Below are 16,953 nucleotides of genomic sequence, written 5' to 3' on the forward strand. Positions count from 1 at the left end.
TATTATGAATTGAAAAAGCCACACATAATATTAAATATTTGGTGGCTTCGTCTAATATTAATCGATACTTGGGGTTTAATTATATTTTTGAAATTAAAAGTTATTTTGAAATCACTTTATAATTTCCGTTACTTCTAATATAAAGCACCGTTTCTTTTTCTGCTGAAATAATTGAAGTTGCATTTTCTTCTGCTCCGAAATAAGATGGTGCGTTTAATTCCTTTTTAGCTTCTTTTTTAAAAAACTGGTGTGAAATTCCTCCAGAAATTACAACAGCTCTAAAATTTGGACTTAAATTTTTAATTTTTCCTTTAAAACCAGCTGGTAATTTTATTAAAGAAGCACGTAATTGATTTTTTTCGTGGCTTCCCCATAAAAAAGCAGTTTCTACATTACTTTTTTCTGAAATCCATTCTATATCATTAGCGTTTAACCAAACTAAATTCGTTTTATCAACATTAACAGGTCTTTCTCCATTATCAAAAGCTTCGTCTGTTGGTTGTACTAAATATGGTCCTTCCTGTATATCTAAAAATGCCATATTTTCTTCACCATCTGCTGCAGTAATATGTGCTTCTCCTGCTGGTTGCTGCCAATAAGATCCAGCTGGTAGCCATTGTTTTTCGGCTTGTTCGTCATCATTATGCAATAAACCTTTAATTACCACACCACGATACGTAATGTTGTGAATGTGTGCTGGCGAAGAAAACCCTTTATTGAATTTTACTAAAAAACCTGCTGGTTCGTTTTTAGTTCTGTCTCCCCAAAGTTTACCTGCTGCTGGACTTTTATCGCCTCGTAGCGGATTTAACCAACCCCATTCTACAGTATCTGCAGTTACTACTTCGTTTATAGACTTAATATTATCTGTTGTTGGTGTTTGCGCCTTTGCAAAAATACCTGCTACTAGTGCTAATGCGATTAAAATATTTTTTTTCATGGTATTAAATTTAAATACTAATTATATTTCTGTGAATAATTCACTTTCTGGCAATCTAGATTTTGGTGTTTTATCAGTTGAATTAAAGTCAGATTCTGCTCTGTAACCTATAGACACAGCAACTAAAGCTGTGAAACCTTTTTCTCTTAAACCAAACTCTTCATCTAATGCTTTAACATCTATTCCTTCCATTGGAGTAGCATCAATACCTAAACTCGCAACACCTAATAAAAAGCTTCCTATGTTTAAGTAAACTTGTTTTTCCATCCAATGTTGTAAATCTTTTAAATCGTATTTATGAATTCCTGCAAATGTTTTAACAGCACCTAGGAATCCGTTTTTAATGTCTTCATTTGGAAACCTTCCATTTTTATCTTCAGTTTCTGCAATATGTTGGTAATAGGCATCATCTGCATCAATTTTTGAGCAGAATAATACGACTGCTGAAGCGTTGGTAACTTTAGGCTCATTAAAATGAAAGAAACCTTGTGTTCCTTTAGCCATGCGAGCTTTACCTTCAGTAGTTTCTGCAACTATAAAATGCCAAGGTTGTAAGTTTACACTCGATGGGCTCATTCTTAATAAGTTTTTGACTTTTGCCATATCTGCTTCAGATATTTTTTTTGTTGGGTCAAATTCTTTAGTTGTGTATCTCCAGTTTAATGTTTCAGTTAAATTCATTTGTATATATTTTTATTAAGTTGATTTTTCAATTATACTATAAAAAGTATAGTACAAATGTAATTGTAGTATGCAATACACACAATAACGGTCAAAAAGGATAGTACAAATTATTATAGTTAAAAATGATGTAAACTCAACAATATCAACACATTTAGTAAAATGTTAAATTTACTATAAAAAGTATAGTTGTATAAATAAATATAGTATTCTATCTTTGCCAAAGATTTAATACTTAAAAAAATTATGTATACGTTTAAAGGAAAGGAATATCCATGTTGCGCGAGTCTAACTATGGGAATTATTGGAGGAAAATGGAAAACGGTAATTATGTTTCATTTAATTAATAAAACACTTCGATATAATGAATTAAGAAAAGAAATGCCAACAGTTACAGAGCGTACATTGAGTTTACAATTAAAAACTTTAGAAGAAGATGGTATTGTAAAAAGAAAAGTGTACACTTCTAAACCACCTTTAAAGGTAGAATATTCGTTAACCGATTTTGGTAAAACTTTAATTCCTGTAGTGCAAGCTATCGCAGATTGGGGTGTAAATACGGTTAAGGAAAAAAATAAACACACAGTGTAAATTACTTTAATTTGTAGTTTATTATCGTGATCCTACTATTTACTTGTTTAAAATGTTATTTTAATTTTTATTTTTTAAAATACATTTTCTAGCTTCTTAAAATTGATAAATAAGTAAAAATTAGGCATTTATAAATATAGTATTATAACTTCAGAATAAATTAACGTTTTAATAAAACAAAAAGAGTATTTACTTTTTTTAAAAACATCACTTTTACATAGTCTAAAACGTTAAAAATCAACCTTTGATATTTTTAATTTTTCATCAAATTTTACAGATTTTATTTTTTTTGTAATAATTTACTGAATAATTCAATACATAGCTTTACATCGTGAAAATCGGCGTTTTATCCAATGATTATGCAGTTTATCCGATAAAAACATCTTTTGTTCGATAAAAAAAATCAAAAAAAAAGCTCTAAAAGTATTGGAATAATTAATAATTTATATAGATTTGTTGTGATTACAAGTGAAAAACATCCTAACAATGAAAGCAAGAACTACTTTTTTTACCGTTATTTTTTTTATGATATTAAGTATCGGTTATGCACAAAAAGATAAATTAAAAAACAGATTAATTACTGGTAAGGTAAGTATTAGTAAGTATCATAGCTTAGAAGAATTAAAAAGACTTCCTAAAGGAGATTTATTAACATTATATACAGAACGTATTGAAGTTATCGTAAATATTCTTCCAAATATTGCTTTTGCTACTAAACCTAATGTTACCATGAGTAGTTTAGGAATACCAGAAACTAAAGAAAATAAAAAAGCTTTAGAAGCAAACGAAAAAGCATCACAAGAATATTTTGATAGTACTATTCAATTTCAAAAATCTATACTACCATATTCAGATTCTAAAGATTTAATAGCCGCTATATTATTTTACGAACAAACTTTAAAATCGCTACATACTTATAACGACTTTAAAGTAGATTAATTTTTAAAATCATAACATAAATTTTAATAAACTCAATAAATGAAGAAAAGAACACCTTAATATCGTAAGAAAAAACGCACTTTTTATTAAAAAAAATGCATTTTGTCGATATTATTTGTATTTCATACGAATTTTAATTAAAATTGAACTATAAATTATTTCCCAAATAATCTATAAAGCACTTAACCATGATGAGAAAAAACTACATAACATTAATAATATTACTATTTACTTGTACTATTATTAACGCTCAACAAGAAAAAGGAATCACCGGTTATGAAAACTGGTTAAATTCTTGGACGGAGTTTAGACCTAATAAAGTAGAGTACGATAAACCAACTCAAATACTTACAGGAAATATTACGAACGATACAAAACTTAGAAAAAGTGACACCTATCTTTTATTAGGTGATGTATTTGTTACAGACAGTACTACTCTTACAATAGAACCAGGAACAGTTATTTTAGGTGACTTTGATACCAAAGGATCTTTAACTATAGCTAATGGATCTAAAATTATTGCAGATGGTAGAGAAACAGATCCAATTGTATTTACTTCTAATAGAAGCGTAAAGAAACCTGGCGATTGGGGAGGCATTATTATCTTAGGAGACTCACAAACTAATTTTGTAAATAAAGATGCAAAAGTTGAATATGGTTTAGACACTACTGAAGCTAAAAATATAAGTTATGGTGGTGATAATTTAGAAAGTAATTCTGGAATATTAAACTATGTAAGAATTGAGTATGCTGGAAAAAGAACAAAGAGATTTGGATACTTGAGTGCTTTAACTTTAGCTGGTGTAGGAAGAGAAACCATACTTAGTAATGTTATGGTAAGCTATAGTCAAGGAAACTCATTTGAAATACGTGGAGGATCTTTAACTCTAAATCAATTTGTTTCTTATAAATCTACAATTAACGATTATGACATTAATTATGGTGCACAGTGCGACATTATTAATTCTTTAGCTATAAAATCGCCATATATTTCTGGTCCAGAAACCTCTAGAGCACTTCGTGTTTTAAATCATGATTTAAAAATAGATACAGATTTTAATAAATGTCAAACCATAGTTGATGCAAAAAACTTAACATTAATAAATATAACTAATGATTTAGAATATGATATTAAAGTAGGTTTGGTAAATGAAGCCATTTTTATTGGTGAAGATGTTACTTTTAAAATTGATAAAAGTGTTATTTCCGGTTTTAATCCAGCAGTAATTTTAGATAATAACATTAAAGTTAACAGTAGTAATTTAGAAAAAATTGTGTTTACAAGTTCTTACTTTAATAATTGTAACGGAAACATTTTTATAAAAGACAATACAAACAATGAAGATTTAGAAAATTGGTATGGAAGTAGAGCTTTTAACAATGTATATTCAAAAGGACCTGACTCTGAAACATTTATAGACTCTCACAATTTAAAACGTCCAGACTACAGATTAAGAATAAATCAAATTGTAGCCTCTCGAGAAGACTAATGCACAAAATACAATATGTATTAAATTTAAATATTAGCTAACCATAACCTCTAAATTTAAAAGCTAAAACATTGCCTATAGGATAGAAAATTATTAGCAAAGACAAATGTATACCAATAAAACAAAATACCAACTGTATTTATTAATGTGCTTATTTATTTTTATTTTACAGCAAAAAATAAATGCACAAATAGTAATTGGAACACCTCAATTAGTTGAGTTTAATCAAGCTTGCGCAAATGAGGATTTTAACAACTTTGCTACAAACTTTGTTTTCTCTCCTGAGAGTGGATTAGATGCATCTAATCAATTTAGTATAGAAATGTCTAATGCTAATGGAGATTTTAATGATTCTACAATAATACTTACAACTAATCCTGGAGAAATAACAAGTTCACCAGCAACCTTAAACTTTTCTATTCCAACAACTACAGCTGGAGAAAATTATAGAATAAGAATTAAAAGTAGTAATCCAGTTGCTACAAGTAGTGGCTCACAATCTTTTCCGGCATATTATAAATTACAAGATTCTCCTTTTACTATAAATAATTTAGTATCAACAGGAGCGTATTGCTCTGGTGGTAGTTATTTGTTAACTATAGATAATCCTGGAGCAGGTAATAACGATTCACCATTAAATTATCCAACGCTTAACTATAATTGGTATAAAGAAACTAGCGCAACAACATCAGTTTTTGTTACTAGTGGCACTACTCTATCTGTTAATCAAGAAGGAACATATTTTGTTGAAACAGATTATGGCACATGTACATCTAGTTCATTTTCAAATAGAGTAACCATTAGCGAAGTTGTTGCTGGAGAAACAGATGCAGGAATTTCATCTAGTTTGGGCAATCCGTTTTGCCCAGATCAAGGAGAAACAATTTTAAGTACAATTAGTGGCAATAGTTACCAATGGTTTGAAGATGGTGAAATAATTTCTGGTGCAACAAGTCAAATGTATAGCACATTAGATTCTGGAGAATACGCTGTACAAGTAGATTTAGGAGACTGTTCAGTTTCTGGAACTATAACGTTAACCAGTGAGTTATTTGATGGCTCTATAAATGTTGAAGAAACCAATACTCTTGAAGAAGGAGAAAGTTTACAAGCAATCGTTATAACAAATGCTAATAATCCAGAATTTGAATGGTATTTAGATAACACACCAATAGCTGGTGCTACTCAAGATAGTTATAATGTAACAAGTTTTGGAAATTACACAGTTGTAGTTACCGAGACCTCTGGGTGCCTTGGTTCTAGAGAATTTACTTTTCAAGTTACTGAAGCTTTTAATCCTTTCCCAGATGTAGAAAATATACCTAATATAATTAGCCCTAACGGAGATACAATAAATGATACTTGGACTTTACCTACAAAATATGTAACAGGCACAAATACTGAAGTTTTAATCATGGACAATCGTGGAAAAATAGTTTTTCAAACAAATGACTATTTAAATAATTGGCCAGAAAACGATTTAGAACTAACAAGTATAAATCAAGTGTTTTATTATATAATAACAACACAGGATAATCAAGTAAAAAAAGGTTCAATAACAATAATTAAATAATATGAAAACACTACTTATAGTTTTAGTATTATTTACCAGTTCTCTTCAGGTTTTATTTTCTCAAGAAGAAATAAATGATGGTGTTGTTGCCCTAAATATCCCAATTAGAAACTCCTTAACATTTAATCGCTTTACAATAAATCCAACCTTTAGTTTTGTAAGAGAACAAAATAAATACATAACTGTATCTAATAAAAGGGAATGGACAGCGTTTGAAGATGCACCACTAACCTATTTAGCTAGTTATTCAGGACGATTTGGAGAAAATATTGGTGCTGGATTAGGTGTTTTTCAACAAAATTATGGTGTACTTACAACTTTTGGCGGCTTATTAAACTTTGCTTATAATGCAAGATTACAACGAGATAGCAATTTAACATTTGGTTTAAATATTGGCGCATACAAAAGCGGACTAAATACAGGAAGAATTGTTACTAACTTTAGTGATCCTGCAACAGAAAATGTTTCAGAAAATTTTCTGTTAACTATAAATCCGGCAATAAATTACGGGACAGGTTTTTTCGATTTTGGTGTTTCACTAAATAATATTGTCGCTTATAATTTTACATCTTCTACTATAATTGAAGAAAATCCAGAACAAGCTATCCAAGGTCATTTAATGTATACTGGATACTTGTCTACTCATGGTTTTTTTGACGAAACTAAATTTTCTGGTTTAGTTAAAACGGAAATAAAAAAAGACGAAACCATTTTATCTGGAATAGCAATGCTTACTGTACCTAAAGGTATTTGGGCGCAAATTGGTTACAATACTGTATATGGAGCTTCTGGAGGATTAGGACTAAATATCTCGCCGCAAATCGCTATTGAGTATAATTTTGAAAAAGCCATTGGCGATTTAACAGAGTTTGGTCCTTCACATGAAATTTCTGTAGCCTTTAGGTTTAAAAATAATAACAGATACGATTATAGTAGTGGCGACGAAATAAGTGGCTTATTTTCTAATAATAATTCACGACGAAGAAGAGCTAATATTAAAAGAAAACAAAGTGCTAGTAGAAATGCCATTGCACAACAACAAGCCAAAGCAGAAGCCGATGAGCAAGCAAAACTTCTAGCAGAACAACAAGCTAAGGCAGAAGCTGATGCGCAAGCAATACTTCTTGCAGAACAACAAGCTAAGGCTGAAGCTGATGCACAAGCGAAACGTCTTGCAGAACAACAAGCCAAAGCAGAAGCTGATGCACAAGCGAAACGTCTTGCAGAACAACAAGCTAAGGCAGAAGCTGATGCACAAGCGAAACGTCTTGCAGAACAACAAGCTAAGGCTGAAGCTGATGCGCAAGCGAAACGTCTTGCAGAACAACAAGCCAAAGCAGAAGCTGATGCGCAAGCGAAACGTCTTGCAGAACAACAAGCCAAAGCAGAAGCTGATGCACAAGCAAAACGTCTTGCAGAACAACAAGCTAAGGAAGAAGCTGATGCACAAGCAAAACGTCTTGCAGAACAACAAGCCAAAGCAGAAGCTGATGCTCAAGCAAAACGTCTTGCAGAACAACAAACTGAGCTTCCTACAGACGTTGAAGTTTTAGATGAGGAAATTTTAAATCCAACCGATGAACTTGGTAAAGCAATGCTTGCCATTACAAAGAAAACTGAAGATTCTAAATCTGAGCAAAATCAATTATTAAAAAGATTTGATGCTATTGTTAAAATAAAAGATCAAGATCTTAAAGACTTAAAAGAAGAAAATGATTTAAGTGAGCAAGGTATAACCGTAGAGGCTAAGCCATTTAAGAGTATAACAGAAGAAAATAATAGATTAAATAAAATAAAAGAAGACTTAGAAGTTGTAATTAAAAATAGAAACGAAGACATCAAGAAACTAAAAGATTTATATGAAGAAAATCGTGAATCTAATACAATTGCACTTGATAATGTAGACTTATATTATAGAAAAACAATACGACGCTTAGAACTTGAACAAAACAAAGCTATTCAAGCAAAAAACCAACTAGATATAGAATTAAAAGACATCAATATTTCTACAGAGTATGAGCGTAGAAGAAGAATAAAACGTGCTTCATTCGATAATGAAGATGAGCGATATGCTATAGATAGAGCTGCATTAGAAAACATTAAAAAGAATACCACAATAAGTGACGAAGAATTAACAGAAGATGATTTTGATTTTGGCATAGAACAAAGCAAAAACATTCAAATTCTAAAAAATATTAAAAATGAAGAAAATGGTTATTACTTAGTAATAGCAGTGCATAGTGATGTTAAAAAACGAAATGACTTTGTAACAAAAGTTATTCAGTCTGGAGAGTCGAATGTAAATTTCTTTTATGATGTAAACTCAAGTAAATATTATATATACTATCAAAAGTTTAATAATATACAAAACGCAAATAAATCCTTAACCGCTAAAGGAAATAAATTATATAACCAAAAAATGTCAATCGTAAAAATAGAAAATTAATAATTCATTTTGTTTTTAGCAATGCCTACTAGATAAAAATAAAATTGTTCCAAAAACAAACAACATGAAAATCCCTACTTATGTTAAAGCATTATTTATTGTTTCACTCTTGTTCTTTTGTGCATCATCATATGGGCAAAATTTCGAGCCATTTACACCAAGATTCGATGAAGATTTAAAAGGTGATATTGTTCTTATTGGTAATAATATTCTGGGTCCAGATAATAACGCCTTTAATAACAATAATGTGTATAATCATAATGTCGATATGAATTATATTGACATTGATTCAGATAACACAACATTTAGTTCATCTAGTGCCGATTTAGAAATCCCAAATCCAAACTGTTATTTAATTAAATATGCAGGATTGTATTGGGGAGCTGTAAATCCGGGAAATGAGCCTATAACAAATGTAAAATTTAAAGGCCCTACTGGTGGATATAATGATATTCAAGGTACTATTATTTATGATGCAAACGGAAACTCTGTAGATGGAGGTAATAGTTTTTCTTATGCTTGTTATGCAGATGTAACAGATATTGTTACCGCATTTGGCTCTGGTGCAGATTTAGGGACTTACACCGTTGCTAATGTTTCTTCTGGAACAGGAGAGACTTCTACTTTTAACCCATATAATGGTACAGGACAATCTGCTGGTTGGTCTCTTTTTGTAGTTTATGAAGACCCAACTTTACCAGGTAAATCGATAACAAGTTTTGATGGTTTTAGTGCAATTAGTGCTTCACAAAACCCTACAGCAGATATTAATATCGATGGTTTTAGAACCGTACCTGCTCCTGCTCCAGTAAGAGCTAATTTTGCCTTTGCAACCTTAGAAGGTGATAGCCCTATTTTAGGAGATCAAATGCTATTAAATGGCGTAAATTTATCTGCGGCAGATCGTCCTGTAAATAACTTTTTTAATAGTTCGGTAACACAATTAGATGCTACACCTGTAAATAATAGAGTTCCAAATAGTACAAACACATTAGGGTTTGATACTGGAGTAATGACTATTCCAAATCCTGGAAACTCTGTAATAGCTAATGATGCGACCTCTGCAGTAGTTAGATTAGAAACTGCTGGTGATACTTATTTTCAATATTTTTTCGCTTTTGCAGTAGAAATAATTGAACCTAGTATTGTATTAACTAAAATTGTTGAAGATGATGCTGGAAATAACATTGGCGGCCAAACTGTAACGCTTGGTTCTTCTTTAAATTATGTTATTGGATTTCAAAATACAGGAAACGATAATGCAACTAATTTACAGATTAGAGATATACTTCCTGTAAATATTATATTTAATTATCCTACAGATTTAGTTTTACCACCAGGTGTAACAGTTGCAAGTTACGATCCTGATACGAGAGAAATTATATTTGATGTAGCAGATTATTTAGTTGAAGAGAACGATCCTGTTTATGAAATAAGAATTGAAGTTCAAGTCGTAGATAATTGCAACCAACTAGCCGATGCTTGTTCAAACATCATTAACAATCAAGCTTTCGCTACTTATAATGGATTTTATAATCCAACCTTTGAAATTACAGACGACCCAAGTTTAAGTAGTAATACTGGTTGTTTATTAACTCCACAAGCCACAAACTTTTTAACCGATTTAGATTGCCAATTTATTCAAGATGAGATACTTTGTGGATCTAGTTTAGAGTTAACTGCTGCAAATGGTTACGATTCTTACTCTTGGTCAACAAGTCCAACAGGTACTCCTGTTATTGGCACAAATCAATCTATTACGGTTACAGAAACAGGTACTTACTATGTTTACAATACTGCTATAGCACCATGTCAATCTATTACTCAACAATTTAATGTTGAGCTTTACGGTGGAGAAATAGACAATCCTGTAATTCCTTATGCAGATGAAGTTGCTACATGTCCTAACGATGGCAAGCTACTACCAAATATATTCTTATGTGGTGCAGACGATTTTAGAGATATACAAACTAACATTGCTGGTTCTACTTCTATAATTTGGGAGCAATTAGATGAATCAAGTTGTGCTGCCGTTTCAAATTCAGATTGTGCGAATGAGGATAATGCGTGTATATGGAATCAAGTAGGAACTGGACCAGATTACATTGCAGATACCGCTGGACAGTTTAGATTAACAATTAACTATGCTGGTGGTTGTTTTGTTCAATTTTACTTTAATGTATATCAAAACTTATTAAGTCCTACAGTTGTTTCAACAGATATTATTTGTACAACACCAGGAACTATTACTGTAAACAATGTACCATCTGGTTATGAATACAGTTTAGATAATGTTACATTTCAAACTAGTAATGAATTTACAGTAACTACACCAGGATTTTACAATGTATATGTTAAACAAATTGGTGTAGATACTAATCCATGTATTTTTAGTGTTTTAGATGTTCAAATTCGAGAACGCAATTTCACTGTGTCATCTATTATAACACAACCATTATGTCATGGTGAATTAGGTAGTATTTACTTAGCAGCAAATGATGTAGATCCACAATATTCGTTCGAGCTATTTGAAAACGGAACTTTAGTAAATAATGTAGGACCAATAGTAGATAATACTTATTCTTTTGAAAATTTAAATCCTGGAGACTATACAGTTACTGTTGAAACTGAAAATGGTTGTACTTACTCTGAAGATATAACAATTACAGAACCACCATTGTTAACAACAACAGCTGCAATTACAAGTCCGTTAACATGTACCGAAGGTGAAATAACAGTATATCCTCAAGGTGGTACACCTCCATATTTTTACTTTGTAAACAGTACAACAGATTTTCAAACTGTACCAGAGATTGTAGTTACAACTGCTGGAGTTTACGACATTACTGTTGTAGATTCTAACAATTGTAGTGCAAACACTACTATTACTGTAGATATTATACCAGAACCAGACTTTAATGTTATTGCAAATGATATTGCATGTGCTGGACTAGATACGGGAAGTATTGAGATTAATGTAACAAACGCTAACGGAAATAGTATAGAATACAGTATAGATGGTGGCGTTACCTTCTTTAATTCTCCAGTTTTCACTGGTTTAGGTGTTGGTAATTATGATGTTGTTTTATTATATACTGTTGGAGCCTCAGTTTGTAACACAGATCCTCAAACGGTAACAATATCTGAAAGTGACCCTATTAATGCAACGGCTACTTTAACAACAGATTATAGCTGTTCTACTAACGGGACAATTAGTGTAACTGCTGTTTCAGGTGGCAATGCGCCTTACCAATATAGTATCGATGGTGTTACATTTCAGACTAGTAGTGTGTTTTCAGATTTAACTGCAGGTACTTATACAATTACTGTTCAAGACGCTAGTAATTGTACACAAACAACTAATGATATTACAATAGATCCTTTAAATCCGCCAACAGATTTAACTTTTACTATTTCACCAATAACTTGTCCATCAAACACCGCAGATGTTACTATTTCAAGTGTTACCGGAGGAACAGGTGTTTTAGAATATCAAATTATTGCTCCTGCATCAAGTGCTACAGCATACCAAACAGGAACCGTTTTTTCTGGCTTAACTCCAGATACTTATACATTTCAGGTAAGAGACGAAAACGATTGTATTTATAGTGAATCTATTACAATAGATCCTATTGCAACTCCAACTGTAAATGTAGTATTAACTTCAAATTTAGATTGTACTGCAACACCAGATGCTGAAATTTCGGGCACAATTACAGGAACTGCACCATATACCTACGCTGTTTCTGTAGATGGTAGTACATATACAAATTTAGGTACTACTCCATCTACATTTAACTATGCAACCTCAACACCAGGAACATATCAATTTCAAATTACAGATGCTAATAACTGTATTGTAGAATCTAATAGTATTACCATAAACCCAATTTCTCCTCCAGCATTAAGTGCTGTAGTAGAATCACAAAGTGTTATTTGTAATGGAGATTCAAATGGCTCTATAGATATAACTATTGATGATACTGTTGGTACAGCACCATTTACAATTAATGTAAATAACGATACAACTGGTGTCAACTATGGCACACAAACATCTGGTTTAACTGCAGGAACCTATACTGTAACTATAACCGATGCTAATTCGTGTACAGGAACAGATACCATTACAATTAATGAGCCAGATCCTATAGTAATGACTTTTGATACTGTAGATATAACATGTACAAGTAGTGGTGTTTCTCAAGGTTCGGTTATTGTTACTTCTGTTACTGGCGGAACGGCTCCTTATAATTATTTTGTTACAGGAACAAATGGATATTCAAATTCTGAATTAAACAATACAGGATCTACCTCTGTAAGTTTTGATGTTGTAGATTTTGGTTTATATGAAATTAATATAGTTGATGCTAATGGATGTTCTATTTTACAACAAGATGTATTAGTAGCTTCTCCTCCAACAGATTTGGATATAGATATTACTACAACTGTAGATTGTACAACTGGTGGTGAAGCAGAAGTAAGTGTTGGCTCTACTTTAAGTAGTACAGGTCCATTTTATTTTAGCATTTACGAAGGTCCAAGTACTGTATATCCTGCAGGAACATGGTTACCAGAAGATAGTCCTGGAAGTCAATCTGCCACATTTACAGGTTTAACTTCTGGAGTAACATATACATTTATAGTTTATGATGAATCTACAATGTGTAGCTATTACGAGCCAGCAACGGCTCCAATACCTACAAACTCTACATTAACAGTAGATGCTGTAAGTGCAAATAATATTACTTGTACAGGTAGTGCAGATGGAAATGTTTCTTTTACTGTAAACAGTATTTATAGTGTAGACACTTCAATTTCTTTCGAAATTTTCGATTCTTTATCATTGCAAACTACAGGTGTTACAGGAACTGGTACTGTTACTGCTAATGGTTCTTTTACACAAACAAATTTAGGTCCGTTACCTTTTGGTAACTATTTTGTTTCAATAACAGAAACCTCAGGAACAAATGCTGGTTGTGGTATAGTAACAGCTCCTTTTAATATTACAGAATCTGCTTTTCTGTTAAGCTTAACAACTTCTGTAGATCAAAATGCCAATTGTAACCCTAATTCTGGAGTTATAAGTGCTGTGGCACAAAACGGAACAGCACCTTATCAATATCAAATAACAACAACAGCTACTACTCCAACAGCAACAGATCCTGCGTGGGCAACAGCAAGTACATTTAATGAAAATGCTGGAAACTATTACGTACATGTAATAGATGCTTATGGTTGTATTATTTCTAGTCCAGTAGTTGTATTACCAATGGATGATTCTCCTGTAATTTCTGCAGTAATAGATAGTTTATGTACTACAGATGAAGGTGATTTTGAAATTGATGTTACATTAGATAATCCAGGAATTGCTCCATATAGTTTTAGTATAAATGGAGGAAGTTTTCAATCACAAAATGCTCCGTTTACAATTTCAAATTTATTTTCAGGAACGCATACTATCGAGATTCAAGATGCTAATGGTTGTGGTAATACAGTAACTGTTAATATTCCTGCTCCAATAACTGTTACACCAAGTGTAACTGCATTACCTACTTGTAATGATAATGATGGAGAAATTACAATAGATGCTTTAAATGGTTCTGGATCATTTAATTATAGTATTAGTCCAAATCCTGCCTCTATAAGTTTAAGCGGAAATGTATTCTCTGGAGTACCTTCAGGTGTTTATGTTATAACTGTTACAGATACTGTTACTTCTTGTACAGAAGATGTTACTGTTTCATTAGCTTCTGCCACTGCTCCAACATTTACTACCTCACCAACTGCTGTTATTTGTTTTGGTGATAATTCTGGAACTTTCGATATTAATGTAAGTGGTTATTCTGGAGCTTATACCTATAATGTTTATAATGATTCTGGAACTTCAGTTACTGGTGTTGTAAATGCAAACACATCTACAAACCCGCTTACTGTAACAGGAATGCAAGCAGGAACTTTTTCAGTAGAAATTATAGAAACCGAAAGTCCATTTTGTTCTGCAATTTCAACAGTTGTTATAGCTTCTCCAACTCAAGCATTAACATTAGCTCTTTCAGAAACTTCTAATGTTACTTGCGATAATAATATAGGAACAATTACAGCAGTAGCTTCTGGTGGTTGGGGAAATCTAGAATATGAATTAACTGGTGATGCAACAGTTCCGTACAGTACTAATGGAGCTTTCGAAAACCTATCTGCAGGAACATATACCGTGAATGTGAGAGATAATGAAGGTTGTATAGTTTCAGAAAGTATTACATTAAATACTCCGCAACCTATAAACGCCACATTTACAGCTAGTGCAAATACTGTAGATTGTTTTGGAGACCAAGATGCAAGTATTACAGTTAGTAACGTAACTGGCGGACAAGGCACAAATTATACTTATACATTAAATACAGATTCTCCAACAACTAGTATTTCTGGACCACAAAACAGTAATGTGTTTAATAATTTAGGTGCAGGAACATATTCTGTAACTATTACAGATGGTTATAATTGTGAATTAAACTCACCAACTATTATTATAAACGAACCTACGCCTATTGCTGCAAGTTTAGTTAACTCTAGTACGCAAACTTGTCCAATAACTTACGAACTTACTTTATCTGCCAATGGTGGAACTGGTATTTACAGTTACAGTAATACAAGTAATTTTGCTAATATTTTAGGTAGTTTTACAAATAGTACCACAATAGCTGTTACACCAGGAACATACCAATATTATGTTAGAGATGCTAATGGCTGTGTTGCAAACGTTTCTAATGAAATTACTATTGACACTCTACCAGATTTAGTTATTAATTTAGAAAGTGATAATCCAACTATAAACTGTGCTGGTGATACTAACGGAAGTATTGTTGCAACCGCTCAAGGTGGTTTAGGAAACTACACTTACGAATTAGAAGACGCTTCTAATAATATTACTACTACAACAGATAGTCCAGCATCATTTACTGGATTAGCAGCAGGAACATATACTGTAAATGTAATTAGCGATAACTGTTTAACAACGTCTGAAACTGTAACAATAACAGAACCTAGTGCTCCATTACAAGTAGATTTTGTTGTTAATGAAATTACCTGTAGCGGAAGTAATGATGGTGGAATTGAAATTAACGCTTCTGGCGGAACAGGAATTATTAAATATGCAATTTCACCACAATTAGATCAATTTTTTGATACTAATATATTTGAAAACTTAGCGCCAGGAACCTATCAATTTATCGTACAAGACGTATTAGGATGTTTCTATACAGATACCTTTACAATTACAGATCCAGTTCCGGTAATTCTGCAAATTGTTCCAGATTCTATGTTTGAAGAAACTTGTGAAGGCGAAGCAAATGGTGTTTTTAGCATAGACATTTCTGGTGGAAGCCTACCTTACAGTGTTGTTTTAGATGATTATAACGGTACATATACTGTTGGTACAGCAACACAAACCGTTTTTGATTTTACAAATTTAAATGGTGGTGATCATATTGTTTTTGTAAGAGATAACCAAGGTTGTGAGTCTGAATGGAATATTACTTTTCCAGAAGCAGTAAGAATTAACCCAACAATAGAAATAGAATACCTATGTGATGATAATACATTAAGTAATACTGTTACAGTTTATGTAGATGAAAGTATTACAGATACAAGTGTATTATCTTATTCTCTAGATGGTATTGGGTCTCAAACAAGTAATATATTTAACAATGTAGATTACGCATCTGGCGCAGATCATTATATTGAAGTTACCCATAACAATGGTTGTGTACAATACACAGACTTTTTTACTATAGAAAATTATCAACCACTTGCTTTAAATTTAATAGAAGGTGATGAACCTGGAGAAATTATAGCACAAACAACCGGTGGAACTGGTGGTTATACTTATACTTTTAATAATGAAAATTATGGAAGTGAAAATGAATTTACTGTAACACAAGTTGGTACATATACTGTTATTGTTACAGATAGTTTAGGCTGCCAAGATGAAGCTTCAATTGAAATAGAAATTATTGGACCTTGTATTCCTAATTACTTCTCTCCAAATGGAGATGGTACTGCAGATACTTGGGCTCCTGGTTGTGTAGACGATTTTCCAGATTTAACTTTTGATATTTTTGACCGTTATGGTCGTAAAGTTGCAACTTATAGAGTTGGTCAATATTGGGATGGACGTTATAATGGTACCGAGCTTCCTACTGGTGATTACTGGTATGTTGTTAAACCAAATAGCGAACTGTTAGAAAAAGAATACGTAGGACATTTTACACTATATAGATAAAGGAACTAAAAACTT

At 31.9% G+C, this 16,953-nt stretch carries 8 protein-coding genes; 6 read left to right on the forward strand and 2 right to left on the reverse strand.

Features of this window, described 5'->3' with window-relative positions; genetic code table 11:
- Positions 1-100: 100 nt before the first annotated feature.
- Both BM549_RS00695 and nfsB read right to left on the reverse strand, forming a co-directional pair.
- On the reverse strand, positions 101-940 hold the full coding sequence (locus tag BM549_RS00695) for a DUF4437 domain-containing protein (RefSeq protein ID WP_290468492.1): 840 nt from the start codon (positions 938-940) through the stop codon (positions 101-103).
- Between the two features lie 21 nt (positions 941-961).
- Positions 962-1,621 carry an oxygen-insensitive NAD(P)H nitroreductase gene (nfsB, locus tag BM549_RS00700; RefSeq protein WP_290468493.1) on the reverse strand — a complete coding sequence of 220 codons (660 nt, stop codon included), beginning with the start codon at positions 1,619-1,621 and terminating at the stop codon, positions 962-964.
- 246 nt (positions 1,622-1,867) lie between these two features.
- Here nfsB and BM549_RS00705 point away from each other — a divergent pair, with 246 nt between their 5' ends.
- From BM549_RS00705 to BM549_RS00730, 6 genes are all read left to right on the forward strand, one after another.
- On the forward strand, positions 1,868-2,212 hold the full coding sequence (locus BM549_RS00705; RefSeq protein ID WP_290468494.1) for a helix-turn-helix domain-containing protein: 345 nt from the start codon (positions 1,868-1,870) through the stop codon (positions 2,210-2,212).
- Between the two features lie 486 nt (positions 2,213-2,698).
- Positions 2,699-3,151, forward strand: coding sequence for a hypothetical protein (locus tag BM549_RS00710; RefSeq protein WP_290468495.1), 453 nt, complete (start codon positions 2,699-2,701; stop codon positions 3,149-3,151).
- Between the two features lie 188 nt (positions 3,152-3,339).
- Complete coding sequence (locus tag BM549_RS00715; protein ID WP_290468496.1) at positions 3,340-4,641, forward strand: hypothetical protein; 1,302 nt, start codon at positions 3,340-3,342, stop codon at positions 4,639-4,641.
- A gap of 106 nt (positions 4,642-4,747) precedes the next feature.
- Entirely contained in the window at positions 4,748-6,214 is a 1,467-nt protein-coding gene (locus tag BM549_RS00720; protein WP_290468497.1) for a gliding motility-associated C-terminal domain-containing protein, read from the forward strand.
- A gap of 1 nt (position 6,215) precedes the next feature.
- Positions 6,216-8,660, forward strand: coding sequence for a PorP/SprF family type IX secretion system membrane protein (locus BM549_RS00725; RefSeq protein WP_290468498.1), 2,445 nt, complete (start codon positions 6,216-6,218; stop codon positions 8,658-8,660).
- Positions 8,661-8,724: 64 nt separating this feature from the next.
- Positions 8,725-16,938, forward strand: coding sequence for a T9SS type B sorting domain-containing protein (locus BM549_RS00730; protein WP_290468499.1), 8,214 nt, complete (start codon positions 8,725-8,727; stop codon positions 16,936-16,938).
- Positions 16,939-16,953 lie beyond the last annotated feature (15 nt).

Source organism: Lacinutrix sp. MedPE-SW (genome assembly GCF_001874145.1).
In the GTDB taxonomy this organism is placed as follows: Bacteria; Bacteroidota; Bacteroidia; order Flavobacteriales; family Flavobacteriaceae; genus Lacinutrix.

Excerpts from the sequence above, each read along its gene's own strand:
- BM549_RS00695 (WP_290468492.1), bottom strand. The coding sequence starts at position 940 with ATGAAAAAAAATATTTTAATCGCATTAGCACTAGTAGCAGGTATTTTT.
- nfsB (WP_290468493.1), bottom strand. The coding sequence starts at position 1,621 with ATGAATTTAACTGAAACATTAAACTGGAGATACACAACTAAAGAATTT.
- BM549_RS00705 (WP_290468494.1), top strand. The coding sequence starts at position 1,868 with ATGTATACGTTTAAAGGAAAGGAATATCCATGTTGCGCGAGTCTAACT.
- BM549_RS00710 (WP_290468495.1), top strand. The coding sequence starts at position 2,699 with ATGAAAGCAAGAACTACTTTTTTTACCGTTATTTTTTTTATGATATTA.
- BM549_RS00715 (WP_290468496.1), top strand. The coding sequence starts at position 3,340 with ATGATGAGAAAAAACTACATAACATTAATAATATTACTATTTACTTGT.
- BM549_RS00720 (WP_290468497.1), top strand. The coding sequence starts at position 4,748 with ATGTATACCAATAAAACAAAATACCAACTGTATTTATTAATGTGCTTA.
- BM549_RS00725 (WP_290468498.1), top strand. The coding sequence starts at position 6,216 with ATGAAAACACTACTTATAGTTTTAGTATTATTTACCAGTTCTCTTCAG.
- BM549_RS00730 (WP_290468499.1), top strand. The coding sequence starts at position 8,725 with ATGAAAATCCCTACTTATGTTAAAGCATTATTTATTGTTTCACTCTTG.